At 44.2% G+C, this 24291-nt stretch carries 25 protein-coding genes and 1 pseudogene; 23 read left to right on the top strand and 3 right to left on the bottom strand.

All coding sequences use genetic code 11. The features are described from left to right. Positions 1 to 243: 243 nt before the first annotated feature. The 3 genes from AC58U0_RS04580 (at position 244) to AC58U0_RS04570 (ending at position 5064) form a co-directional block, all read left to right on the top strand. Positions 244 to 1293: a M42 family metallopeptidase gene (locus AC58U0_RS04580; RefSeq protein WP_497377858.1), complete on the top strand. Its 1050-nt coding sequence runs from the start codon at positions 244 to 246 to the stop codon at positions 1291 to 1293. Further along, the gene (locus AC58U0_RS04575; RefSeq protein WP_497377857.1) at positions 1290 to 3263 is read left to right on the top strand and encodes an ABC-F family ATP-binding cassette domain-containing protein; all 1974 of its coding nucleotides are present in this window, start codon (positions 1290 to 1292) and stop codon (positions 3261 to 3263) included. The genes AC58U0_RS04580 and AC58U0_RS04575 overlap by 4 nt, the downstream gene beginning before the upstream one ends. Before the next feature lie 187 nt (positions 3264 to 3450). Further along, positions 3451 to 5064, top strand: a complete 1614-nt coding sequence (locus tag AC58U0_RS04570; protein ID WP_497377856.1) for an ABC-F family ATP-binding cassette domain-containing protein — start codon at positions 3451 to 3453, stop codon at positions 5062 to 5064. A 63-nt stretch (positions 5065 to 5127) separates the two neighbouring features. Here AC58U0_RS04570 and AC58U0_RS04565 read toward each other — a convergent pair whose 3' ends face one another. Beyond that, positions 5128 to 5340: a hypothetical protein gene (locus AC58U0_RS04565; protein ID WP_051253490.1), complete on the bottom strand. Its 213-nt coding sequence runs from the start codon at positions 5338 to 5340 to the stop codon at positions 5128 to 5130. A gap of 72 nt (positions 5341 to 5412) precedes the next feature. Here AC58U0_RS04565 and AC58U0_RS04560 point away from each other — a divergent pair, with 72 nt between their 5' ends. From AC58U0_RS04560 to kapB, 3 genes are read left to right on the top strand one after another with little or no spacing between them, the layout of a single operon-like run. Next, the gene (locus AC58U0_RS04560; RefSeq protein ID WP_497377855.1) at positions 5413 to 5931 is read left to right on the top strand and encodes a hypothetical protein; all 519 of its coding nucleotides are present in this window, start codon (positions 5413 to 5415) and stop codon (positions 5929 to 5931) included. Position 5932: 1 nt separating this feature from the next. Then, entirely contained in the window at positions 5933 to 6253 is a 321-nt protein-coding gene (locus AC58U0_RS04555; RefSeq protein WP_497377854.1) for a thioredoxin family protein, read from the top strand. Between the two features lie 27 nt (positions 6254 to 6280). Further along, positions 6281 to 6670 carry a kinase-associated lipoprotein KapB gene (kapB, locus tag AC58U0_RS04550; RefSeq protein ID WP_497377853.1) on the top strand — a complete coding sequence of 130 codons (390 nt, stop codon included), beginning with the start codon at positions 6281 to 6283 and terminating at the stop codon, positions 6668 to 6670. Here kapB and AC58U0_RS04545 read toward each other — a convergent pair. Next, entirely contained in the window at positions 6667 to 6888 is a 222-nt protein-coding gene (locus AC58U0_RS04545) for a hypothetical protein (protein WP_497319963.1), read from the bottom strand. The two genes, kapB and AC58U0_RS04545, sit on opposite strands and share 4 nt — an antisense overlap. Before the next feature lie 314 nt (positions 6889 to 7202). On the opposite strand from AC58U0_RS04545, the gene AC58U0_RS04540 reads away from it, so the two are divergent. The 17 genes and pseudogenes from AC58U0_RS04540 (at position 7203) to AC58U0_RS04460 (ending at position 22587) form a co-directional block, all read left to right on the top strand. Further along, positions 7203 to 8279: a Gfo/Idh/MocA family protein gene (locus tag AC58U0_RS04540; protein WP_057302394.1), complete on the top strand. Its 1077-nt coding sequence runs from the start codon at positions 7203 to 7205 to the stop codon at positions 8277 to 8279. 16 nt (positions 8280 to 8295) lie between these two features. Further along, positions 8296 to 8931: a trimeric intracellular cation channel family protein gene (locus tag AC58U0_RS04535; protein WP_497377852.1), complete on the top strand. Its 636-nt coding sequence runs from the start codon at positions 8296 to 8298 to the stop codon at positions 8929 to 8931. Between the two features lie 38 nt (positions 8932 to 8969). Further along, positions 8970 to 9449 (top strand): hypothetical protein, encoded by a 480-nt coding sequence (locus AC58U0_RS04530; protein WP_497377851.1) that lies wholly within the window; start codon positions 8970 to 8972, stop codon positions 9447 to 9449. A 753-nt stretch (positions 9450 to 10202) separates the two neighbouring features. Next, entirely contained in the window at positions 10203 to 10358 is a 156-nt protein-coding gene (locus AC58U0_RS04525; protein ID WP_156389908.1) for a hypothetical protein, read from the top strand. A gap of 28 nt (positions 10359 to 10386) precedes the next feature. Next, a complete protein-coding gene (locus AC58U0_RS04520) occupies positions 10387 to 11091 on the top strand; it encodes a hypothetical protein (RefSeq protein WP_497377850.1) in 705 nt (234 codons plus the stop codon). Positions 11092 to 11561: 470 nt separating this feature from the next. Then, positions 11562 to 12449 carry an ATP-binding protein gene (locus AC58U0_RS04515; protein ID WP_497377849.1) on the top strand — a complete coding sequence of 296 codons (888 nt, stop codon included), beginning with the start codon at positions 11562 to 11564 and terminating at the stop codon, positions 12447 to 12449. Between the two features lie 49 nt (positions 12450 to 12498). Then, on the top strand, positions 12499 to 14376 hold the full coding sequence (locus AC58U0_RS04510; RefSeq protein WP_497377848.1) for a nitric oxide reductase activation protein NorD: 1878 nt from the start codon (positions 12499 to 12501) through the stop codon (positions 14374 to 14376). A 148-nt stretch (positions 14377 to 14524) separates the two neighbouring features. Continuing rightward, the gene (gene purT / locus AC58U0_RS04505; protein ID WP_497377847.1) at positions 14525 to 15703 is read left to right on the top strand and encodes a formate-dependent phosphoribosylglycinamide formyltransferase; all 1179 of its coding nucleotides are present in this window, start codon (positions 14525 to 14527) and stop codon (positions 15701 to 15703) included. A gap of 45 nt (positions 15704 to 15748) precedes the next feature. After that, positions 15749 to 16231: an acyl-CoA thioesterase gene (locus tag AC58U0_RS04500; RefSeq protein ID WP_029195928.1), complete on the top strand. Its 483-nt coding sequence runs from the start codon at positions 15749 to 15751 to the stop codon at positions 16229 to 16231. 152 nt (positions 16232 to 16383) lie between these two features. Next, complete coding sequence (locus tag AC58U0_RS04495) at positions 16384 to 16872, top strand: DinB family protein (RefSeq protein WP_497377846.1); 489 nt, start codon at positions 16384 to 16386, stop codon at positions 16870 to 16872. Between the two features lie 256 nt (positions 16873 to 17128). Beyond that, a pseudogene (locus tag AC58U0_RS04490) lies at positions 17129 to 17804 on the top strand (class I SAM-dependent methyltransferase). 7 nt (positions 17805 to 17811) lie between these two features. Continuing rightward, the gene (locus AC58U0_RS04485) at positions 17812 to 18258 is read left to right on the top strand and encodes an NUDIX hydrolase (RefSeq protein ID WP_497377845.1); all 447 of its coding nucleotides are present in this window, start codon (positions 17812 to 17814) and stop codon (positions 18256 to 18258) included. A gap of 88 nt (positions 18259 to 18346) precedes the next feature. Beyond that, positions 18347 to 18793, top strand: coding sequence for a GNAT family N-acetyltransferase (locus AC58U0_RS04480; protein WP_497378243.1), 447 nt, complete (start codon positions 18347 to 18349; stop codon positions 18791 to 18793). A 211-nt stretch (positions 18794 to 19004) separates the two neighbouring features. After that, on the top strand, positions 19005 to 19883 hold the full coding sequence (locus tag AC58U0_RS04475; protein ID WP_497377844.1) for a methyltransferase domain-containing protein: 879 nt from the start codon (positions 19005 to 19007) through the stop codon (positions 19881 to 19883). A 43-nt stretch (positions 19884 to 19926) separates the two neighbouring features. Continuing rightward, positions 19927 to 20787 (top strand): aminoglycoside phosphotransferase family protein, encoded by an 861-nt coding sequence (locus AC58U0_RS04470; protein ID WP_497377843.1) that lies wholly within the window; start codon positions 19927 to 19929, stop codon positions 20785 to 20787. A gap of 435 nt (positions 20788 to 21222) precedes the next feature. Beyond that, complete coding sequence (locus AC58U0_RS04465; protein ID WP_497377842.1) at positions 21223 to 21774, top strand: HAD family hydrolase; 552 nt, start codon at positions 21223 to 21225, stop codon at positions 21772 to 21774. Positions 21775 to 22056: 282 nt separating this feature from the next. Further along, on the top strand, positions 22057 to 22587 hold the full coding sequence (locus AC58U0_RS04460) for a hypothetical protein (RefSeq protein WP_497377841.1): 531 nt from the start codon (positions 22057 to 22059) through the stop codon (positions 22585 to 22587). A 482-nt stretch (positions 22588 to 23069) separates the two neighbouring features. Here the strand turns inward: AC58U0_RS04460 and AC58U0_RS04455 are convergent, their stop codons facing one another. Further along, positions 23070 to 24032, bottom strand: a complete 963-nt coding sequence (locus tag AC58U0_RS04455; protein WP_497377840.1) for an L-lactate dehydrogenase — start codon at positions 24030 to 24032, stop codon at positions 23070 to 23072. Positions 24033 to 24291: the final 259 nt, after the last annotated feature.

The raw sequence follows: 24291 nt of genomic DNA, 5'->3' as shown, positions 1-24291 counted from the left end.
TAGGGATCTTTGGTCGTAGACCAAAGTCTCTCTGCTTATAGGGATCTTTGGTCGTAGACCAAAGTCTCACTGCTTATAGGGATCTTTGGTCGTAGACCAAAGTCTCACTGCTTATAGGGATCTTTGGTCGTAGACCAAAGTCTCTCCTCGTTAAACGCGGTCGCTCATCTTTGAATGGCCGAGGGTAGAGGTTTTCTCATGTCTTAAAGGAAATCTAATAAATAGAAAAGGGAGGAATCCCGAGTGAAAACGAACTTAAATAAAGCTTATATGACAGAAATTCTAGAGCTGCTGCTGCGGACTCCAAGCCCAACAGGCTACACGCATCACATTATGCAAAAAGTTGAACAAGAAGTGATTAAGCTCGGATTTGAGCTTACATATACGAATAAGGGCTGCGGCATTGTAACGATTCCTGGTACCCGCCAAGACCGAGTCATTGGCATTTCTGCTCATGTGGATACACTTGGCGCAATGGTGCGTTCGATCAAAGATAATGGCACTTTGAAAATCACTTCATTGGGCGGCTTTATGATGGGCGCAATTGAAAATGAATACGTTCAAATTCATACGCGTGATGAACGCGTTTATGATGGGACTATTCTGACGTCGAGGCCATCTGTTCATGTCTATGAAGATGCCAGAGAGTATAAACGGGATGAAGCCAACATGGAAGTGCGTATTGATGAGCTTGTGAAGACCAAGAAAGAGGTACAAGATCTTGGCATTCGAGTGGGAGATTATATTTCGTTTGATCCACGCGTACAAGTGAAGGAAAATGGCTTCGTGAAGTCGCGTCATTTGGATGATAAAGCGAGTGTTGCTTCCTTATTTGGGCTCTTAAAGCTGATCAAAGATGAGGGCTTGAAGCCTGAATTTACGATCAAGCTGTTCTTCTCCAATTATGAAGAGGTTGGTCATGGTTCTTCCTTTATCCCTGACGATATTACAGATTTTATTGCTGTAGATATGGGTGCCCTTGGTGATGATTTGAGTGGTAGCGAGCTTGATGTATCGATTTGCGCGAAGGATTCCTCAGGTCCTTATGATTATCAAATGACTTCGAAAATGATTGAGCTGGCCGAGAAGCTGGAAATCGGCTATGCGGTTGATATTTATCCGCGATACGGTTCAGATGCATCTGCCGCGCTTAGAGGTGGACGCGATATTCGTGCAGCGTTGGTGGGACCAGGTGTTCATGCGTCACATAGCATGGAAAGAACGCATATGGATGCTGTAGTGAACACAGCAGCTCTTCTTGCGGCCTATATCATGGAGCCGGCCCACGCATGAATATACTTAGTGCAGTCAATATAACCAAAACATTCGGCGACAAGGTGCTGTTCGATGATATCTCGTTCACGGTGAACGAGAAGCAGCGCATCGGTCTCATTGGCGTGAACGGAACAGGCAAGTCCACGCTGCTGAAGCTGCTGGCGGGGCTGGAAACAGCGGATCGCGGCAAGCTGGTGCACGCGAACCATTTCCGCGTGGAATACTTGCCGCAGAACCCGGAGTTCGATCCGAACTCTACGGTTCTAGAGCAAGTATTTCACGGCGATACGCCGCTCATGAAGACGCTGCGCGACTATGAGCTGGCTCTTGCTGAGTTGGAGTTGGACGCCTCCAACGAAAAGAAACAAACGCGACTGTTCAGCGCCCAGTCGCGCATGGATGAGCAAGGTGCCTGGGAAGCCAGCACCTTGGCCAAAACCGTGCTGATGAAGCTAGGCATCAGCGAGTTCGACAAGCCCGTCGGCCAGCTGTCCGGCGGTCAGCGCAAACGCGTTGCCATGGCGCGCGTTCTCATTCAGCCCGCCGATCTGCTCATCTTAGATGAGCCGACGAACCATATTGATAACGAGACGGCCATCTGGCTCGAGGAGTTCCTGAGCAAATGGCGCGGAGCCTTGCTGCTCGTTACCCATGACCGGTACTTCCTAGAGCGGGTAACCACCCGCATTCTGGAGCTGGACCGGGGCAAGATCTACAGCTACGAGGGGAACTATGAGTGGTTCCTCGAGAAGAAGTCGGAGCGGATGGAGTCCGAAGCATCCAGCGAAGATAAGCGGCAGAATCTGTTGCGCCGCGAGCTGGCTTGGCTCCGTCGCGGCGCGAAGGCGCGCACGACGAAACAGAAGGCGCGCATTGGGCGCGCCGAGGAATTACGGGACCGCAAGGTTGATGGTCCCGGGGAGAAGCTTGACATGGCGCTGGCTGGCAGCCGTCTTGGCAAGAAGGTGATGGAGCTGGAAGACGTCACCAAAGCTTTCGAGAGCGGGAAGCCGCTGCTGAGCGGCTTCAGCTACATCGTGATGCCGAGGGATCGCCTCGGCATCATCGGTCCGAACGGCAGCGGCAAGTCGACGCTGCTGAACATGCTCGCCGGGCGTATTCAGCCCGACAGCGGGACGATCGAGACCGGCACGACCGTGAAGCTTGCCTACTACACGCAAGAGAATGTCGAGATGGATGAGAAGATGCGCGTCATCGAGTACATCAAGGAGGCTGCGGAGCAGATCCGCACAGCTGATGGAGAGACCATTTCGGCGTCGCAAATGCTCGAACGCTTTCTCTTTTCGCCAACCCTGCAGTGGTCGCCGATCGGAAAGCTCTCCGGCGGTGAACGGCGCAGACTTTATTTGCTCCGCACGCTTATGGGAGAACCCAACGTACTGCTTCTGGATGAGCCGACCAACGACTTGGATATCCAAACTTTGACCATACTGGAAGATTATCTGGATCAATTTCCTGGAGCCGTTATTACGGTTTCTCATGATCGTTACTTTTTGGATCGTACGGTTTCGCATCTATTTGCATTTGACGGTAAAGGCCAGATCGAGCCATACATTGGCAACTACTCCGATTACTTGGAAGAGAAGCAGGAGCAGGCAGAAGCTGATCAGACTCGGAAAGAGTTGATACGTAATGCAAGCACTGCCAAGTCTAATGGTGGTTCCAACACAGCTACAGCAGCCGTTAGTAGCAGTCCTGCAGCAGCAGGGGGCACATCCAATGTGAACCGTCCTAAGAAGCTAACGTTCAAGGAACAGAAGGAATGGGACGAAATTGAGAGTACGATAGCTTCTCTGGAAGACAAAGCGGCTAGCTTGAAAAAGCAAATTGAAGCGGCAGGCAGCGACTTTGACCGTGTTCGCGAGTTGTATGAGCAAGAGCAGCAAACGGCAGTGGATTTGGAAGCAGCGATGGAAAGATGGACTTATTTATCCGAGTTGCTAGAGGAAATAGAACGAAACAAGTAGGAGAGACTTTATCTTCGATAAGGGATCCTAAAAGGAGAGATTTCGCTCTTTGATTAGGGATCCCAAAAAGGAGAGACTGCGCTCTTCGATAAGGGATCCCAAAAAGGAGAGACTTTAATCTTCGATTAAAGGTCCATATATATGATATGATAGAACAAACTACTATAAAGGCAGGTATGTACTAAACATGATTAATGTTAATAACGTGACGCTTCGTTACGGCAAGAGAGCCCTATTCGAGGACGCCAATATCAAATTTACACCGGGTAACTGCTACGGACTAATCGGAGCAAATGGTGCCGGTAAATCAACTTTTCTAAAAATTCTTTCCGGTGAGATTGAACCTAACACAGGCGAAGTCAACATAACACCTGGCGAGAGAATGGCAGTTTTGAAACAAAACCATTACGAGTTTGACGAAATCGAAGTTTTGAAAACTGTCATGATGGGTCATGCTCGCTTGTTTAAAATTATGGAAGAGAAAGATGCTTTGTATGCCAAAGCTGATTTTACCGAAGAAGATGGCATGAAAGCGGCTGATCTTGAAGGCGAATTCCAGGATCTAGATGGCTGGCAGGCGGAATCGGATGCAGCTGAGCTTCTCATCGGTCTCGGTATCCCGACTTCCATGCATGATACGAAAATGAAAGACCTTGATGGCAATGAGAAAGTGCGTGTCCTCTTAGCGCAAGCCTTGTTCGGCAATCCGAATATTTTGCTGCTGGATGAGCCTACCAACCATTTGAACTTAGAGTCCATTCGTTGGCTGGAGAATTTCCTTTCCCGCTTTGAAGGCACTGTTATCGTTGTATCCCATGATCGTCACTTCCTGAACCAAGTATGTACGCATATTGCGGATATTGATTTTGGTAAAATTCAAATGTACGTTGGTAACTACGACTGGTGGTATGAGTCCAGCCAACTGGCTCTTCGTTTGACAAGAGACGCGAACAAGAAAACCGAAGAAAAACGTAAAGAGTTGGAAGCTTTTATCGCACGCTTTAGCGCGAATGCCTCCAAATCGAAGCAAGCTACATCCCGTAAAAAACAACTCGAGAAGCTTACTCTTGAAGATATCAGACCATCCAGCCGTAAATATCCGTTCATTCACTTCAAAGGTGAGCGTGAAGCAGGTAAGCAGCTGCTGGCTGTTGAGAAATTGTCCAAAACGATTGATGGCGTAAAAGTGTTAGACAACATCTCGTTTACCATCAATAAAGGGGATAAAGTTGCCTTTGTTGGTCCGGACGGCATCGCCAAAACGACGCTCTTCAAAATCCTGATGGGTGAAATGGAAGCGGATGAGGGTACGTACACATGGGGGATTACAACTTCCCAAGCTTACTTCCCTAAAGACAGCCAAGATTATTTCAACTCTGATTTAACTTTGGTGGATTGGCTTCGTCAATACTCCAAAGATCAAGATGAATCCTTCTTGCGCGGCTTCCTGGGCCGTATGTTGTTCTCAGGCGAAGAAGCATTGAAGAAAGCAAATGTTCTTTCGGGTGGAGAGAAAGTACGCTGCATGTTCTCCAAAATGATGCTAAGCGGAGCCAATGTCCTCATTCTTGATGAGCCTACGAACCATTTGGATTTGGAGTCCATTACTGCACTTAACAATGGTCTTGTTGATTTCGACGGAACGATTCTTTTCGTCTCCCATGACCATCAGTTCATCCAAACGATTGCTACACGTATTATGGAAATCACGCCTAAAGGACTCATCGATAAAATGTTCACTTATGATGAATACCTTGAAAGCGAAGATGTACAAAAACAACGCGAAGCGCAATACGCGTAATGATAAATGAAAAGCGCCCTGACGTATTACTCTCAGGGCGCTTTTGCCTACGCAAAGCGACGTTTAGCTGCCCCCGGTACGACGGCGTTGATTGTTTACTTTTTTGGTCATTTGACTTTTTCCGCTTTGATTATTGTTTCCAGCTTGTTTCGGGTTTGCGCGTGCAGCGGCTTGATCCGCTTTCTTTTGGGCTAGTTTCTGCTTAATGGCATCAGCTAAACTCACTTTTTTTGGGCCTTGTTGTTCACCCAGCTGATCTTCAGGCTTGTCTGACATAGGAACACCTTCTTTACGTGGTATGCTTTTAGTATAATCGAATCTAACAAAAGATGAAAGAAGGTGTAGGGGATGTTTGATCCAACGATCTATGACAATATTAAGGTTGTGCTTGAGGGAGCCGTCTATGACTTGGATTTGGACGGCAAAATTATCATTACGCGGCGGCAAGATCAAGTTGATCTATCCTCAATGTCACGCACATATGCCATTGAATTTGCCCGTAAGATGGATAAACCAAGCAAAGCCGAAATTAACCTGCATGTTCATTTGAGTGATTTAGCAGCTGAAATTTTAGAAAATCCATCAGCCAAGCCAGGCTGTACATTGACCATTAAGCTTTTTACCAAAGTTAAAAACCCAGAAATTGAGTGCCCTTATATCGAAGAGCAATTAGGTGTCATTTGGGAGCAACGTCCCCAAGTCATTCAGCTGCTTTCTTATGAATATGGTCTACATCCAATTTCCTATCATAATCAAATCACATTATCCTTCGGACGCAAAGTAGATGAAAGTCAAATTGATGATTTCCCGCATCTCATCGCGTATGCCGTAGATAGTTTAGCTTGGTTGGATGAAAGAGGGAGCTAGTATGCAGGAATTAACGGAGCAGGTACTGCTAGAGCGGGTAAGCAGAATGCAAGAAGGTTCGTTTGCTGTTTTTCTTTATACACCTTTTTGCGGTACATGCAAAGTGACGGAACGGATGTTAGACATCATAATGACAATGCTGCCTGCCTTACCGCTTGTAAAGGGCAATATTAACTTTCTTCCGCAAATTACTCGTGAATGGCAAATTAGCAGTGTACCGTGTATAGTCATCTTAGAACAGGGAAAAGAGAAAGAATTTATGTACCGCATGCAATCGGTGGATGAGCTGTATCGTAAACTGCTGCCACTTAATCGCATGTGAATTAGAAACGACTGGAGTTGTTGACGAATGAGTAGTTTTCAAATAGGAGATCGCGTAACGGCTGAGTATAAAACAGGTGCTTATTTCGGTGAGGTTGTGGAGATAAGCAGTTCGATGAAAGCGGCAGTCCGCATTCTGGCTGTAAAGGAGCACCCGACACAAGGGGATTTACATAACCCAATGGATCCGAGTGTAGCTTTTTTTCATCAACGACGGGCGTTGTCTTATCAAGAAATTGCCTTAATGCCTATATCCACCATTCGTCCTTATGCAGGTCAGATTCCGGATTACCAAGATTCTCTGAAGAGAGCGCTACTCGCGCAAATTAGTAAGCTGTCGGAAATGGAAGCGTGGGCCCGACGCTCTCTGCAGGAGCTTGATCAGTTACAGAAAGAATATTTCGGGGCGAAAGATTAAGAAACTTCCAGATACAATTTCGTGCCGTCGTTATATTTGAAAATGGCAACATCACCAATGATCTCGATCATCGAGATCATTTTTAATTTCTTGCGAAACTCAAAATTCAGTTCAAGTTCCTTTAGTTTACTCGATAACAATTCCATATGAGAACGTTTATGTGTGAAATTAAGCACGGGGATGGATTTGCTTTTGAATCTAATGGTTAATGCTTGCATGTTAAGCCCTCCTTCGAGTCTTCCTTTGGAAAAACTAACTTCTTACTTCTTACTTCTTACTTCTTACTTCTTACTTCTTACTTCTTACCCATTTCTTACTCTGGTCTACACATTAAGGATACATTTCAAATGTTAGATATGTTAGGGTCAAACTATTAAAAAAGTTTTAGCAATTTATTATATGTAAAGAATAGCTCTAGAGGGCCAGTTCCTCAAAGATTAATTTGAGCATAAAGATTGGCTGTTGCGAGGAAGGATAACCACATTTATAATAAGAAAGATTGAAATCTAAACACGTTCTGGAGGATATAGAAATGACAGCAGGAAAACCAATTCGTATAGGTATTATAGGTTCCGGAAATATCGGAAATGTACATATGGAAGTGCTGAAGAAAGTGCCGGAGGCCGAAATCACCGCCGTCACGGATGTATATTTGCCACTTGCTGAAGCTAGAGCTAAAGAACATAACATTGAACGTGTTTATGAGAGTACGGACAAGCTGCTATCGGACCCATCTATAGATGCCGTAATTATTGCTGTGTCCAATGAATGGCATGCGCCTATCGCGGTACAAGCTCTAGAGGCCGGTAAGCATGTGATGCTCGAGAAGCCTATGGCATTAAATCTTGCTTCTGCTAAACAAATTGTTGAAGCAGAGCGCAAAGCGGGTAAAGTCTTGATGATCCCGCACCAACTTCGATGGGATGCCTTGTCACTAGCTGTGAAACAACAGGTTGAGAAAGGTGCGCTTGGCCACATTTATCACGCAAAAGCAGGTTGGTTAAGACGCAAAGGGATTCCGGGCTGGGGAACTTGGTTTACCCAAATGGGGAAATCCGGCGGCGGTCCTTTGATTGATCTTGGTGTGCATATGTTGGATTTATCTTTATATTTGATGGGGAATCCGAAACCTGTATCGGTCTATGGAGCGACCTACGCTGAATTCGGACCACGTAAAAAAGGGATTGGATCCTGGGGGGCACCCAACTGGGATGGTCAATATGATGTGGAGGATTTGGCAACGGCTCTGATTAAATTTGACAATGGCGCTACTTTATCTCTTGATGTAAGTTGGGCTGCTCTCATTGAAACAGATAACCAACCTTATGTGCAGCTGCTTGGAAGCGAAGGCGGTGCCTCGATTCGTGGAACAAAAGGGAAGCTGTTCGCAGAAATGTTCGATCGCGAAGCTGACATTGACCTCACAGTGCCTGAATTCGATGAAGGACCGCGCGTCCGTATGGCGAGACATTTCTTGTCCTGCATTGAGAGCGGCTTACAGCCGTTGACATCCGTCATGACGGGTTATACGAACAATTTGATCTTGGATGCGATTTACCGTTCGTCGCAAACGGGTAATGAAGTGAAATTGGATTGGGACATCGAGTAGATAGGGGCTGCAGGAAGTGAATTGGGAGTTATTTAGTATTATCGGAACGATTGCATTCGCGGTGAGTGGAGCCATAGTTGCGATGGAAGAAGAATATGATATATTAGGCGTCTATGTACTCGGGCTTGTCACGGCTTTCGGCGGAGGGGTCATTCGAAACTTGTTGATCGGTAAACCAGTCGTTCTTTTATGGGAGCAAGGCTTATATTTTCAAATTGCCTTGTTTGCAATGACACTTGTGTTCTTTATGCCCGTTCGATTCATCCGATTATGGAAAACTTGGGAAGCTTTCTTTGATGCGATTGGTCTGGCTGCTTTTTCTATCCAAGGTGCTCTGTATGCGACGAATATGGGTCATCCGCTCAGTGCCATTATTGTTGCCGCTGTACTGACGGGAATTGGCGGGGGGATGGTCCGGGATGTATTAGCTGGACGTAAGCCGCTCGTGCTCAAGGATGAAATTTATGCTGTCTGGGGCATGTTGGCTGGAGCGCTTGTCGGACTAGGTTGGACGCAAGGCGCTTGGCAGTTAGCTGTGCTATTTTCGCTAATTGTGGTTCTGAGAATGCTATCGGTCTTTTATAAATGGAAACTGCCTAAGCGTTCCTTACGGGGTTCCATAGGTGAGGCAACACGCAGAGCTGACATGTAGCATCGTGTTATCTAAAGCTTGAGAGGAGGATGGTTAACATGGAAACATCATTGTTACAGCAGCAAAAGATTTCGGCAGAGACGATTGCATCGCGGATTATTTCGGTGAAAGAATTGCTGCAAACGGAGCTTGACATGTATGAGGTGTCTAAGGATGTTGAAACAGGTGAACATTATCTCCATTATGCTTACATGCATCGAGATTTTACAAACACCGGTGAGCCGGAATCGTTTCATTATTTGCTGCCCATTGACAGCGATGATGTGCTCGGTTTGATATTTGGGGAGCAGGGTTATGCCTATCCAGAGCATTGGCACAAATCATTCTTGCGAAATGGTCCAGAGGGATTTTATATTTGGTTTGACCCATCACATGAATTGCAGCAATCAGAGGATGATGCTATTGCACAGGATCTGTTAAAAAAGCTGAGAGCTTTTCGTGAAAATGGGAATGTAGACCCGGAAGCGGTCCGTAAGTTACTTGAAGAACTGGATGAAACACGCAATAAAAAGGAATAGCCAGGATGGAATGCCTTAATCATATTTTTTTCCAAGAGCCAGCTTGCCGACGATTCGGCGGCGGGCTTTTTTGTTAGATAAGAAATTATATGTTTTGGGGTAGGGGCTGAGGCAATAGCTTCCCCCTATTTGCGAAATCATTGAATCGATTCATTCATTATGTCTTCTCACCACAGTTAGGTACGACTTAAAAAAGTAATATGGAGTCATACCTCAGTTTTTTGATTGATTTTGGATATTGTGGTTACCAATGTTGCATTTTCTACAACAATTCACAACCCAAAGGGCTATTTCGCAACTTGAAGTTGCCGTTTGTACAACAATTTGAACCCATTTAAATACGAAATGGCCTATATAGAACCAAATTGTTGTACTATATGCAACAACGAAGGGGGAAAGGCGAGATTTAAGGAGAAATTGTTGCACTTTTTACAGCATCAGTCAACCGCGACTATGGATCCATTCATCTAGCAAGCTTAAGTGAGCACATTTGTAGAAGGACTCCGATTTAAGTCATCTCAATATAGAAGGAAATTGGATGTTGAATGAATCGACGATCTCTATTCTACAACCATTTATCCATTTTATAGGATGTAGGGCTACTTTTGGTTAAATTGTTTTCATCAACCTTTTCAAACACTATCGACTAAAGACAGAGTGGACAGAGTAAGCTGGTTTTTTTGTTTAGTAAAAATCAGGATAAATGTCCATATTAACACCAATGGCTTTTGAATAGGAGAGGGGGGAGAAATCATGGATACAGAGTCCTACCGTTTTGCTAACTTTGGCACACGTGAAGATTTGCTGGAAGATCTGCGCAGCCTCGAGTCCCGCATGAAGGATGAGCTGGGGTATGAGGTAGCCCTGATTGCTTACACGCAAGAAGATGATGGGAGTAACAAAAAGTAAAGTTTGAGCTATTAGAAGGGGGGCCTATATGAAAAAAACGATGTTCAAAATCGTGGTAACCGCATTACTCGTCGGCCTGTCAGCAGGCTGTACAGCAGCAAGTCCAAAAAATCAAGCAGGCGCAAGCTCTGCCAACCCGAAAGCTGGCAGCTGGGATACAGCATTAAGAAACAATGAAAATCCTTCAATGGGTGCAAAGAGTGTCAATCAATCACCGCAGCCCACATTGCTTCAACCTACGATTGATAATGTGAAAGCACATATCAACACGCATTTGCAGCTGAATCGGGATTTAGCGGATCAAATTATTCAAGCGGCACACTTAGGATCTACTGCTGTTGCCGTAACTGATAACAATATTTATGTCGCTGTTGATATGGGGGGCATGCAAGCGATGGGCGCCAGTGATGGCGTTAAAATGTTAACAAAAAATAACGACCCGGAAAACGAAGCAGGCTTGTTCGGCTCAGGGGTAGGAGCACAGATGGATTGGCTCTCGGCCAAACCGCTTCCAGCGGAAAGTTCTAATGCCATTCGACATTTGTTAACTCGTATTTATCCGGAAACGAATATTTTCATCTCTTCGAACCCACATTTCGTGAATCGGATGATGTACTATGACACGCAACAGCGAAATAATAAACGAATGGATACGTATTTGAATGAATTTAACACGATGGTCCAATATGCGTTCCCAACTTATTCTTCGGGTCAAAGAAACGTTTTACCTTGAGGATGCTTAAAAAGACAAAGAGCGTAACTATTCCATAGTTGTTCCATAGTTGCTCTCCCTCAGCTGTCTGCTGGGGGTTTTGTCGTATATATTTGCGTTCACATCAAATGAAAGATTTCAAAAAGGAGCTCGACGATGTTACCAGAAGCTGAATTTATGGTGCAAGGTATGTCTGTAAGAAAATATGAGTAATCGGTATAAGGTCCGTGCTTATTGTAGTTCAAGAGAATGTGATTATGTTCATAAGGAGGATGTGATCCAAGCGATTAACTTTGAAACTGCATACGGTTTAGCGCTGTATTATAATGATATTCCTTCCAAACCGAGTTGTCCGAAATGCGGAGAATCGATGGCTTTTTATTCTCACTCGATTATTGATGAACCGTGGCTGCCCTGAAAAGCTTGACAAGCTAAGCTTCCCTGATAAATAGTAAGAGGACAAAAAGGTTCAGGAGAGGACTGCCAAAGTCATGATGACAGACACGTTACCACAAGAAATACGTGAGCATATAGAGCAAAATAAACAGCAAAGACACACCGACTATACCCCAGAAGAACGTAAACTTATTGGAACTGCAGCTTTCGAAGCCCCTCGTGAAGACATTTTAACGGATACCTTGATTGCTCTTTACTTGGGTAAAAATGTCTTGTTGAAGGGTCCGACAGGATCGGGTAAGACGAAGCTGGCTGAGCATGTTTCAGCGTTCTTTGATCTGCCCATGCATGCCGTAAACTGTTCAACGGATCTCGATGCTGAAGCCTTACTAGGATTTAAAACGCTAACGCACGATGAGCAGGGTCGTACTCAGATTGCTTTCATTCCCGGTCCGATCATGAAGGCCATGACGAAGGGACACTTTCTATACATAGACGAAATTAATATGGCTAAGCCGGAAACTTTACCATTGATCAACGGTGTTTTAGATCATCGCAGATCGCTTACAAACCCTTTTACAGGGGATGTCATTACAGCACATCCGGACTTCCGAGTTATTGCGGCGATTAACGAAGGCTATATGGGTACAGTGCCGCTTAATGAAGCGTTGAAAAACCGTTTTGTAACGATTGATGTTCCCTATTTGCAAGGTGAGATACTGTTTCAACTGCTGAAGAGCAAATCTATTTTACGGGATGAAAAGAAGTTAAGAACATTCGTACAGTTATCTGCCGATTTACTATCCCTTATTGAAATGGGGCAGCTGCCGGATGAAGCAGGATCGATTCGAGCTTTACTGGATGCTTGCGATTTGACGACTTATATTCCTCCCATGCGGGCAGTTGCGCGGGCTATTGCTGATAAATTGGAGGATGAAAGGGAGCGTGCAGCCGTGATGAATGCGGCCGAGACGTTATTCTGAGCCTATGTTTGTAGGAAAGCTAAGCTTATTAGAGGATAAAATCGATGCGATGCTGCAAATGCAGCTTGTGGATTTGGCCCGGATGTTCACTAAGCGTAAAGAACTTGAGGTAGAAGCAGCGTTCCACGCTGAATACGAGGAAGCTTCCGCTCGTATAACCGTGAGTCAGTTTTGGCGGGATTATCCTGCGGTCGATAAAACGGCAGGAATGAAGAGTGATGTTTACCTGCGCGGTATCGGTAGTGCGTGGTTCACAGGAGCTGATGCGGTTAAATCATATCTACTCTTTTGTCAAAGTGCAAGTCTCCCTAAGTTGGCTAATTCGCTCTTTGCTTTATGTGAGGATATGCGATTAGAGCGCATTTGTCGAGCTCGCAGACCGGGGACCGCCCGCGTATTCGCACATCGGCATCGCATATTTAGAGTCTATTTTCAACATAAGCTGCGCACACACCTGAGCAAAGGCGAGCTGGCAGATGCTGTTCTTTTATTCGTCTATGGTTGGTTTACTGGCGTGGAATGGCATGCAGGCTTGGTGGATGCTGGTGCTGGACTTTCTCGCCGGTTAGCTCAGCTTTATCCGATTTTGGAGCAGATTGAGGAAGCAGCACATACCGCTGAGGTTGCCGCTTGCTGCGAGTCGATGATGGACTCGCTGTCTTATTGGCTAGACAGAGATGCGACAGCCGCATATTTCTGGATGCAGCCGGGTAGCGGAGTGGCGGAGCCGCTGCCAGCAGGGTATAAGGGCGAGCTGAAGCGTGCGAAGCGGCTCGCGAATGATGACGTGCTCCCTGAGCAAGAGGGAGAGCGTCAACTGCCGGGCCAGGAGCTCATGCCGACCTGGCACCGCGAGAGCAGCGACCGCAGCCCGGGGCTGCTGCGGTTCGAGCTGGAGCGCGGCTCGCGCACAGCCGCGCAGGGGTCTGCGCCCCGCGAGGGCGACGCGGCCGATCAGGCGCTCGCCATCGCCCAAGGGCGCTCGGTGCGCGCGAAGCGCACTGGCGCCGCCTCCGGCGAGCGGCGCGAGGGTGCTGCCGTGCCCGCTGCCGCGGGGCACGGAGAGGGCGCAGTCGCCGCGTATGCGACGGCGACGTGGCTGGCGCCTGAACGGCCGACTGCTGCGCAGGAGGCCGGGTACAGGCGCCTGAGCGAGCGCGCAGCGCCGCTCGCGAAGCCCTTGCAGCGCGCCATTCGGCGCACGCTGGAGCAGAAACGGATCGCCCCGCACGGCGATCGGTTGTTCGGGCGGCTCGACAAGCGGCTAACGCGAGCCGTGACGCAAGAGATGCCGCGCCTCTTCTATAAGAAGCGCGCGCCAGTACCCCAGCTCGACGCGGCGTTTGCGCTGCTCGTCGATTGCTCAGCGTCCATGTATGACAAAATGGACGAAACCAAGCTCGGTCTCGTACTCTTCCACGAGACCCTCCGATCCTTACGAATCCCGCACGAAATCGTGGGATTCTGGGAGGACGCGGACCGTGTCACGGAGCAGGAAGCGCCGAACCTGTTCCAGGTTGCGGTCGACTTCAGCTCCTCCTTAGCGTCCGGAAGCGGCGCGGCTCTGATGCAGCTTGAGCCGCAGCAGGACAACCGCGACGGCTTTGCGATTCGTCGCATGACGGAGCGGCTGCTGCGGCGCACAGAACGGCAGCGCATCCTCTTGGTGTTCTCGGATGGCGAGCCTTCGGCAGCCAACTACAATGATGTTGGTATCCTCGACACCTATGAAGCCGTGCTGCACGCTCGGCGTCAAGGTATTGAGGTCATCAGTATTTTTCTGGCTAGTGGCGTTGTTCACGAAACGGAACGTATTGCTATGCGCAATATGTATGGGCGCAGCAGTATAGTCGTCCCCAATGTGGAAGAGCTCGCCGAGCAGTTGGTGCCCATTTTGCGCAAACTTCTGCTCAAATCTATCTTTTAATGTCGAAATCCTTTACAATAGATCAGGGTATTTTTATCTTCATTGCGGATGAATTGCCCTGCTTATCGCCATTATCTTTTTCTTTACTTACATACATGTTAACCAATTATTAGCTTATTTCGACATAACATAAGGGGGATTTCATTTCATGTACGGAGCACCATTATCGAACAAAGCCAAGAAAATTATGCTGCTTGGATCCGGGGAGCTTGGGAAAGAGGTTGTCATTGAAGCGCAGCGTCTAGGGATTGAAACAATCGCTGTTGACCGTTACGCGAATGCACCAGCTATGCAAGTAGCACATCGCAGTCATGTCATTAATATGCTCGATGGGGAGCAACTTAGAGCCTTGATTGAGCAAGAGCGTCCGGATCTTATCGTACCTGAAATTGAAGCCATCGCTACACCTGTTCTTGTGGAGCTTGAGAAGGAGGGCTACCGTGTCATTCCTACGGCTACCGCTTCCCGTTTGACGATGGACCGCGAGGGGATTCGCCGCCTTGCTTCAGAAACATTAGAGCTGCGGACAGCTAAGTATGCTTTTGCTAATAGCCTAGAAGAATTACATGCTGCTGTTGCGGAGATTGGTACACCATGTGTTATTAAGCCGATCATGAGCTCCTCGGGTAAAGGTCAAAGTGTATGCCGCACACCTGAGAATGTGGAACAATCGTGGAACATCGCTATGGAAGGCGGCCGCGCGAAAAACGCTAGAGTGATTGTAGAAGAATTCATTCATTTTGAATCAGAAATTACGCTGTTGACTGTTCGATCTGTTTCTGGCACAACCTATTGTGAGCCGATTGGTCACATTCAAAAAGATGGTGATTACATCGAATCGTGGCAGCCTCATGCAATGACGGAGCAGCAAATTTTAGACGCCCAGCACATGGCCAAAACCATTACGGATGCTCTCGGAGGCTTCGGACTTTATGGGGTTGAGCTGTTCTTGACCAAGGAAGGCGTTTATTTCAGTGAAGTTTCGCCGCGACCGCATGATACAGGCATGGTTACGATGGCAACGCAGGATTTGAGCGAGTTCGCCCTGCATGCTAGAGCAATCCTGGGGCTGCCTATTACAGGTATTCGTCTTTTGACGCCGGGTGCTAGCTATACCCTTAAAGCGGATCGTGAACAGGTAGAGTATACAATTAGCGGGTTAGAGCAAGCTTTATCCGTACCCAATACACAGGTTCGCGTCTTTGGTAAGCCGGAGACGAAAGTAGGACGCCGCATGGCAGTTGCACTAAGCAGTGCAGATACGGTAGAAGATGCGCGAAGCCTTGCGAAGCAAGCAGCTGGCCTGCTTAAACTAAACTACGAATAAGATTAAATGATCCAAGTCAAAAGTCATCATCAGGAGGAAATCACAATGGAAGCAAAACCAGCAAGACTTTCCCGAACCGTGCTGACAGAAATCATTTTGCCGGCGGACACGAATTATCATAATACCGTGTTTGGCGGCCGTGTAATGCAATATATAGATAAGGTAGCAACGATTGCCTCGATGCGTCATTCGCGCAGAGGTGTCGTAACAGCATCTAGTGATAGCTTGGATTTCTTCGCCCCTGTCAAACTAGGTGAGGCTATTCAATTAGAGGCATTTGTTACGTGGACCCATCGAAGTTCGATGGAGGTATATGTGAAAATCGAGTCGGAGAACCTTCTGACAGGCGAAAAGAAGCGTACTGCGACGGCCTACCTAACCTTCGTGGCGCTAGATGATAATGGACAACCGTGTCCTGTGCCGGAAATCATCCCTGAAACGGATGAAGAAAAACGCTTGTTTGAAACAGCAGAAACTCGATTTGCCGCGCGTAAGCTTCGCAAAGAAGAGCGTAATTTGAACATGTAGTCTTTTTGATTGATAGAACATATGTCCTTGAAGCGTCGGGCAGTTCCTAACAATGGACTGTCCTTTTTGTATGCTAGGAGGAAATAACTTTAACTTCCTTAGCCATCGCTATGTATTGTGGTATAATATGCCATAAACAATGATTTGAAGGAGTGAGGACGATAGAACACTATTTGTTCAAACAGCTGGCTTTCGTGAGGGGCCAAACCTTAAAATTGATGGATGGCGTTACCGAGGAAACGGCCGACCGAATCCCCGATGGCTTTCGAAATACAATCCGTTGGCAGCTGGGGCACATTTATGCTGTGCTTGAAAGGTTCGCATTTCAATATATGGGTCTACCGCTTCGCTTGCCAGAAGGGTTCAAGGAGCTGTTTGAGTATGGTACTTCGCCTTTAAATTGGCCCGATTCCGCTGCTGTTCCGACCTTGCCAGAGTTGGAGAACTTGCTAAAAGATCAGCAAGAGCGGATACCTGATGTGCTTGGTCTTAGCTTGCAGGAGAAGATTGTTCCACCTTATACTACCTCTGCCGGAATGACTTTGGAAACGCCTGAGCAGTTTCTTAGTTTTAATTTGTACCATGAAGGCATGCATATTAGTGTTATTAAACTTTATAAAATTTTATTACGAGATTCATAGTCAAGGTAATAGTAAAGCGCATGTTGCTTAAGTGAACTGCGCTTTTTTGTGCACATTTTTGAGTTAGTAGGATTCATACAGTCAAACTATCGAAGGCATCGGGACAGATACTCTAATGGGGGGCTGCCCCTTTTTGTTTTGACTTCGTAAGAAATGGAGGAATATTTTGGAATTTATTGAATTAATGAAAGGGGGTTATTTCTTCGAACGAAAGAGCTCCTCAGTCTATTAAAAACTTATGAAGGAGAAGATATACATGGATAAAGTGATTAATTATTATAATAGATTTGACGAATGGGGTCGTCTTGATAGAGAGCCTATTGAATTCATTGTTAATTGGCACCATATAAGGAGCTTTCTGCCGCAGAAAGGGCACGTCTTAGATAACGGAGCTGGACCGGGTAAATACTCAGTTGAATTAGCGAAATGTGGTTATGATGTTACATTAACGGATCTTACCCCAAGATTAGTGGAAATAGCTGGTGAGAAGGCAGTTGAATTGAATTTAGAGGAATATTTCAAAGGTTTTCATATTGCTGATGCAAGAAATTTAGACATTAAGGATACGGCATCTAACGACTTCCTTATTATTTCCTCAACATTGGAAACCGAATGATAACATCGAGGATATAAACTCATTTTTAGAAACCGGTATATTTAATCATAAGGACGAAGGAAGATTCACAGGGGCTTATTATTTTAACATAGAGGACATTAATCCTTTCATGGAATCTCATGGATTTGAAAGCCTCAAATTGATTGGGTCATCTAGTATAGCTGGTTCATTCAAGTCAGAACAATTTGAATATTGGCATTCTCGTGGCGAAGATGAATTTCAAGAAGTAATGAATATGATTTACAAAGAATCTGAGAATCCTCACATTTTAGGAGTATCTTCACATTTATTGTATATCGGTCGAAGGAAGGAGTGATATAACAATGGGTTACATTATGGATTTAAGAAAGATCGTTGGAACAAGACCATTAATTATGGCCGGTGCTTGTGTCATTGTTTTTCAAAACAACTCCATTTTATTTGAGAAAAGAACGGATAATGGCATGTGGGGATTGCCAGGAGGATCCTTAGAACCTGGGGAAACAATGGAACAGGTAGCAAGAAGAGAGTTGTTTGAAGAAACCGGTTTGCATGCCAAGAAGCTTGAATTGTTAGATGTATTTTCAGGTCAAGATCTGTTTTACAAATATCCACACGGTGATGAGGTCTATAACGTAGTGGCTGCTTTTATATGTAAAGAATTTGATGGGGTTATCAATAACGACGAGTTAGAAGTAGCGGAAATTAGATTTTTTGCATTAGAAGAGATACCTGACAATATTAGTCCTCCAGATAAACCAATACTACATGCTTTTTTAAAGAGATTGTAAATCTGAATAAGCTATCCTTATTCAATAACACAGTGTTTCCTTAAAGCCAATACATAAGAGAAGGAATGGTGATTAATTGAATACTCCCTTGATTGTTAAACAGGCAACAATTGAAAATCTAGATGAAATAGCGGTATTGTTTAATGAGTACAGGATCTTTTATAAACAAGAGTCCGATTTAGTAGGCGCAAAACATTTTTTGCTTAATCGCTTTGAACATAAAGAGTCTATTATTTTTATAGCAACAGAAAGTGAAACTAATAAAGCAATTGGTTTTACTCAGCTGTATCCTTCATTTTCTTCTGTTTCAATGAAAAGATCTTGGATTTTGAATGACCTATATGTTCATGAGGAATACAGGAAACGTGGTGTCGCTAAGATACTATTAGAAGCAGCTAAAACATATGCAAAACAAACTAAAGCAAAAGGATTAGCACTGTCAACTGCAATTAGTAATGAGAGTGCACAGAGACTTTACGAACAAAATGGATATAAGAAAAGCGAGGATTTTTATCACTACTATCTAAGTATATAAGGGGCATTAGATAACACCGTATTCCTGCTGTGGAGTTGACGCTCTTTAGTCTGCCAGAGGCATTTCTAAGGAGTGGAATCTGCATACAACTTCTGTGAGGATAATTGGCGGTACTGAATCAAGCGCTAAAGCACCTTAACTCTTACGGGGGTTGTGAATACAAGAACGTTAACTGAACTCACCTTAAGTCATATAAAGAAGGAGACTCAGAATGTCCGAATATTACTGGGACCATAAAATTGAATATTTAAGAAATACTCGAGGTTTGTATTACAATGATGATTATTTAGAATTCTTAGTGAAGACTGTTTGGAAGATCTTAAAACCAGTGAACATCATCGATTATGGTTGTGGATTTGGATATTTGGGGCTTAAACTGTTACCGCTTTTACCCGAAGGATCAACCTATACAGGAGTTGACAAGGGGAATGAACTAATTAATATGGCGAGGGAAGTCTTTCAAAATCAGCCTTATCCATCAGAATTTTTCTTGAGTGACATTGAAGAAGTTTCAATAGACAGAAAGTATGACATAGCTATGTGCCATGCTTTTTTATTACATATGTCTGATTCGAAGAAAGTACTTCAGAAGATGATTGATTGTGTTTTAGATGATGGAATGGTCATTTGCTTTGAACCACATTGGATTGCTAACATGTCAAACTACTGCCTTGATGAACTGGAACAGTCTAAAGTGATTAAATTGGGTATTTTGCAAAAATTGTACGAGGGAGATTTTAATCACAAGGGTAAAGACGGGAATATTGGAATCAAATTACCCATCTATCTCAGTCAATTAGGTTTGAAGAACGTTGAGTGTAGAGTAAGTGATAAGGTTAACTTCCTAGATCAGAATATGGACTTGCTAAATAAGCAAAGTCTCTATAACTCTTTGAGGGAGGAAGGTTTAGGTGAGTTACCTGGAGAAAAACAGGAATTTCTTCATAATTTAGTGAATCGGGGTTTAACCTTTAATGAGGCAAAGAATCAATATGAAGCTGAGTTACTATTTTCAAAGGAATTCGATGATAATTCTTATTTAACCTATGCACCCAACATGAAAATTACATTTGGTACTGTGAAGAGATAGCACAACAACTTAATTAGAAATCTCCCGCGAAAGGAAGAGAACCATGGGTCAACCAATTAGAGAGATTAACTGGATGGTAAAAAACAAAGTAATTGATTCACTGGTAGAACAAGATAGTTCATTAACCATTATACCTTTGGATTCTGGACTTGAAGCAGAAGTAATAAAAATTTGTACAGCCGAAACAAGCTTTGTATTAAAAGTATGGAATAGGGATTCAAAGCCAGATGTTGAACGTCAGTATAAGTTGCTAGATGCTCTTTATATCCGAGGGTTATCAGTTTCAATGCCTTTTGGTTGGGGTTTGGATATGAATAAAAATCAGGTTTTACTAACCAGTTTTGACGGGTCGCCTATAAATAAAGTAAATCAGTCTAAACTTACTAAACTTGCTAAGTTATTAACCAATATTCATAGATTTCCTCTAGAAGATTTGGATAGTTTAATACTTCAAAAACATGATTTTGTCAGCTATTTTTACCCGAGAATTGAAGAACATCAGGACATTAGGAATCTATTAATCCGGCTTACTGAAAGTGCGAATCCTAAACAAGATTGTCTTATTCATGGTGATTTTAATTTGGGAAATATTTTGGAAGCGGAAGGAAAGTACACAATAATAGATTGGACGAACGGGCAACTTGGTGACCAAAGATATGATATTGCTTGGTCAATTGTTTTAATTAAGATTTATGTTGGAGAAAGGTATGGTTCCGTTTTTCGTTCTGCTTATAAATCGCAAAATCAGTATACAAATGAAGAACTAGAATTATTTGAGGCAATAGCTTGCCTTAGATGGTTATTACTTAATAGAATTGTTGGTCTGCCTAAAAGCTCTAATACAATTACCAGAGTAAAGAACATATTAAAGAGTAATTTACATTTAAATGGAAATTTACTTTGAAAGCGACATGATGAAGGCGAGACATTTTCGAAACTCTTGAAAAATTCGATAATCAATTCTTATATCCGCCGATTAATCCGCATCCCCGAAATGATTTAGAATAGTGTCATCTGCCAATGGACCCCGATAATTTGTATCCGATGAAGTGGTTCTCGTCAAAGGGAATGATAGCTCGTTTGAGGCTGCGACAATGCAGCCTTTTCTATGGGATTTATGCTTACATTGAACGGCTGCTCGGAGGTTTTTATATGTTTGTTATCCCTGGTTAAAAACAATTTCTAATGTTAACAGTGAATTTACATAAATAGATTAACGGAAACAATATTAAGGAGTTGGCCTCGCGGCAGCTCTTTTTTTGTTCATTCAAGTAACGGGCAGTAGAGCGTGGTATAGTGTTAGAATGGGGAGCAAATATCTTATAGAGGGTTTTCATTCATGGATAAACCTCAGTTGGTGCTTGATTTAGCGGGGGTAGTAATATCAAACTTCTCTCCTCGTTATTGGAAGGAGCTTGCTAAATTCGCACAGACCTCACATGAGGATTTTAAAACTCGATTTAGCATCGAGGTACGCGAAGCATTTTGGACGGGAACATTATCAGAAGATGAATTTTGGTTATGGCTTGTGAAATCTTATCCATCCATAGATGTGACAAGCGTACGTGAGTTAATTAAAGATGATCTCACTTATTTGCCTGCTTTTAATTGCCTTGAGTATTGGTGTAAAATCGCGGATATCCATCTTCTTAGCAACCATCGACTTGAATGGTTCTCAGATTTATTAATACCAATCTATCCGTTTGTTAGAAGCGTGACGATCTCAAGTGAAGTTGGACTCTGCAAGCTAGATCCAAATATCTATAAAAAAGTTGAATCTAACTTTGTAAATTCTTCATGGATACTCTTCGTAGACGATCAAGCGAAAAATCTTGAACCCGCGAAAAAGCTAGGATGGAAAACTCTCCTTGCAGATCGGGAGAATCATTGAATTGAGGAAGTTACATTAAAGTTAGAGACAAGCCAAAAACACTAAGCCTGAATGGATTTGAGCCCACAAGCATTGAACTAACGGGAGAACGATAATTGAATAAAACTAAAAAGGCTGCCGCATGCAGCCTTTTGTGCTAACTGGCAGTATACTTCTACATTTTCACCCATAAGAACAAAAGAGGATAACAATGAACGTTGGGAACTTCTTTCGGATGAAACGAATAAATTTAGGAATCAGGAGTAACACTACATGAAAAAAATATAATGGAGTTCAAATGACATGAAAGAGATAATTCTCTGGTCGTTACTGATATTACCTTGGGCGTCCTTGTTGTTTTTGAAAATGGATACTGTACGCAGATATATGCCTGTCGCTTTGTTTATGACCATCATCGATACCTTGGCTTATCAAGCAGCTTACCATTACGGATGGTGGGAAGAGTCAGGTTCCAGTCTGTTTGGGTGGGATAGAGTCATCCCGGTTCCTTGGGTGTATGGAGCATATTTGTCTATTGTTATTTGGGTATTCCGCTTTACTTTCGGGAAAATATGGCTATATTTGGTTGTCAATGTCCTTTTGGATGGGCTATTTATGTACATCGTTTATCCGATATGGCAACGGATGGGGCTTGTTTCGAGTGAATCGACTTTGCCTACAATAGCTGTTGTTGCTATGATGGTCGGTTTTGCTTTGATCATTTATCTGTATCAAATGTGGCAAGATAAAGTGTTTAAGGAGCAGAAAGCAAAGCACACAAATGACCAAAAGTTGAATTGGCGTCCCCTACATTGGAGGAAGAAAGCGAGGTAATCGAAAACATGAAGTTTTAGATATCCTTTTGAGCAGAAAATATACATCAAAATATAAAGACAAAGCCACTCCCCATAATGGAGTGGCCTATTTATTTAGGAAAAATCATGTATTATTCAAGGTTACTCACGATTAAGCTAATGAAACTGGGGAAATATTCCATGTTTTCCTCTGTTCCCGTATGCCCAAAATATGAACCAACGGTTCTAACCAACATACTATCTGAACGATATTGATTTTCAAGGTGATGAAATCCTGCGAATGAGTGAGTATACGTGAGATAAACTCTTAAAACCGAGGGACGAGAGAACGAGAGTTTAATGAAAGCGAAGGGGAGGCGGAAAATGTTTAGAGATGCACAACATGTATGGAATCCAACTCCAGAAGAAATCACTTTATGCAGTCGGCGTATGTGTTGACACCGGTTTCGAAGTTTTGGACTTGCGGTTGGATTGGATTCCCTTGTTGTTCCGTTGTGGGCATCACAAACTGCCGATAATAGACGCTTGAAGAAGGTGCTTATGAATTACGCTGCAGGAGTAACGAAATTTCTCTTGTTCCATACTATCGAGATGTAGCTCAACTACTTCCTTAACGCCATCTCGAGATATGATGGCCGGAACGCCAACACATACGTTTCTCTCACCGTATTCTCCATCTAAGATCGCGGACACGGCGATAATCTTGTGATCGTCGTTTAATACAGATCGAGTGATGAAAGCCAATGCATTGCCGATACCAAAAGAAGTGGATCCTTTAAGGTTGAATATTTCCCATCCAGCCAGTTTGGTCCGTTGCTCCAATTGGTCAAGGTCGATGAGACCGAATCGATGCGGATGCTGGCTTATGATCTGATGCAGCGGTTTACCGCCAATAGTTACGTGTGACCAAGCCACGAACTGGGATTCACCATGTTCGCCCATTACATACCCTTGTACGCTCTTCGGTTCGACTGGAAAGATTTCGGATAAGATCTTTTTCAGCCGTGAACAATCGATGGAGGTGCCTGTTCCGATCACACGATTTCGTGGAAGACTGGATAGTTTCCATACAGAATATGTAATGATGTCTACAGGATTTGTGGCGACAAGGAAGATTCCGTTAAACCCGCTTTGCATGATCGGTTGAATGATATCCTTCATGATATGAATGGAAGATTCCATAAGATCAAGACGATTTTGATCTTTGTTCATGCTTGCCCCGGGTGTCAGAATCACAACGTCCACATCCCCACATTGTTCGTAATTGCCCGCAAATACTAGGGTGCGAGAGTGAGTGAAGTCCATGCAATGAGACAGGTCTAATGCTTGGGCCAATGCGTATTCTGGTGTGCGATTAATAAGCATTAATTCTTCGCAAACGGATTGATTGATTATGGCGTAAGCACAGTTTGAACCAACTAATCCCATCCCGACAATAGCGACTTTTCTTGGTTTCCAAGCCATAATTACCTTCCTCCTTCAAACAAATAACGCCTGGTATATTATATATGTTGTTTTGCTTGTACCATGTGACTAAACATGACGCAAAACCACGATTTTTGGTTAATAAGCAACGTTTTCTAACATGGACATCCAGTCATTTGTTGGAAAGTAAATTGTAAAACCTCCGAGATCCTGTCAAAGATCAGTAGCATGCTTTTTGGCTGGGTGACGTTAAGTTAAGGGCAGGATAACGCAATGCGATTCAGGTGCTAGGTTTGTG

This window comes from Paenibacillus sp. J31P190, assembly GCF_059692075.1.
Note: the sequence above shows the minus strand (reverse complement) of the source record. Positions and strands in the feature narration are given on the sequence as shown.

Bases quoted from the DNA above. Each gene is read 5' to 3' on its own strand.
- AC58U0_RS04515 (WP_497377849.1), top strand. From the start codon at position 11,562: ATGATGACAGACACGTTACCACAAGAAATACGTGAGCATATAGAGCAA.
- AC58U0_RS04540 (WP_057302394.1), top strand. From the start codon at position 7,203: ATGACAGCAGGAAAACCAATTCGTATAGGTATTATAGGTTCCGGAAAT.
- AC58U0_RS04545 (WP_497319963.1), bottom strand. From the start codon at position 6,888: ATGCAAGCATTAACCATTAGATTCAAAAGCAAATCCATCCCCGTGCTT.
- purT (WP_497377847.1), top strand. From the start codon at position 14,525: ATGTACGGAGCACCATTATCGAACAAAGCCAAGAAAATTATGCTGCTT.
- AC58U0_RS04570 (WP_497377856.1), top strand. From the start codon at position 3,451: ATGATTAATGTTAATAACGTGACGCTTCGTTACGGCAAGAGAGCCCTA.
- AC58U0_RS04470 (WP_497377843.1), top strand. From the start codon at position 19,927: ATGGGTCAACCAATTAGAGAGATTAACTGGATGGTAAAAAACAAAGTA.
- AC58U0_RS04460 (WP_497377841.1), top strand. From the start codon at position 22,057: ATGAAAGAGATAATTCTCTGGTCGTTACTGATATTACCTTGGGCGTCC.
- AC58U0_RS04465 (WP_497377842.1), top strand. From the start codon at position 21,223: ATGGATAAACCTCAGTTGGTGCTTGATTTAGCGGGGGTAGTAATATCA.
- AC58U0_RS04475 (WP_497377844.1), top strand. From the start codon at position 19,005: ATGTCCGAATATTACTGGGACCATAAAATTGAATATTTAAGAAATACT.
- AC58U0_RS04575 (WP_497377857.1), top strand. From the start codon at position 1,290: ATGAATATACTTAGTGCAGTCAATATAACCAAAACATTCGGCGACAAG.
- AC58U0_RS04555 (WP_497377854.1), top strand. From the start codon at position 5,933: ATGCAGGAATTAACGGAGCAGGTACTGCTAGAGCGGGTAAGCAGAATG.
- AC58U0_RS04510 (WP_497377848.1), top strand. From the start codon at position 12,499: ATGCTGCAAATGCAGCTTGTGGATTTGGCCCGGATGTTCACTAAGCGT.
- AC58U0_RS04530 (WP_497377851.1), top strand. From the start codon at position 8,970: ATGGAAACATCATTGTTACAGCAGCAAAAGATTTCGGCAGAGACGATT.
- AC58U0_RS04525 (WP_156389908.1), top strand. From the start codon at position 10,203: ATGGATACAGAGTCCTACCGTTTTGCTAACTTTGGCACACGTGAAGAT.
- AC58U0_RS04485 (WP_497377845.1), top strand. From the start codon at position 17,812: ATGGGTTACATTATGGATTTAAGAAAGATCGTTGGAACAAGACCATTA.
- AC58U0_RS04500 (WP_029195928.1), top strand. From the start codon at position 15,749: ATGGAAGCAAAACCAGCAAGACTTTCCCGAACCGTGCTGACAGAAATC.
- AC58U0_RS04455 (WP_497377840.1), bottom strand. From the start codon at position 24,032: ATGGCTTGGAAACCAAGAAAAGTCGCTATTGTCGGGATGGGATTAGTT.
- AC58U0_RS04560 (WP_497377855.1), top strand. From the start codon at position 5,413: ATGTTTGATCCAACGATCTATGACAATATTAAGGTTGTGCTTGAGGGA.
- AC58U0_RS04520 (WP_497377850.1), top strand. From the start codon at position 10,387: ATGAAAAAAACGATGTTCAAAATCGTGGTAACCGCATTACTCGTCGGC.
- kapB (WP_497377853.1), top strand. From the start codon at position 6,281: ATGAGTAGTTTTCAAATAGGAGATCGCGTAACGGCTGAGTATAAAACA.
- AC58U0_RS04565 (WP_051253490.1), bottom strand. From the start codon at position 5,340: ATGTCAGACAAGCCTGAAGATCAGCTGGGTGAACAACAAGGCCCAAAA.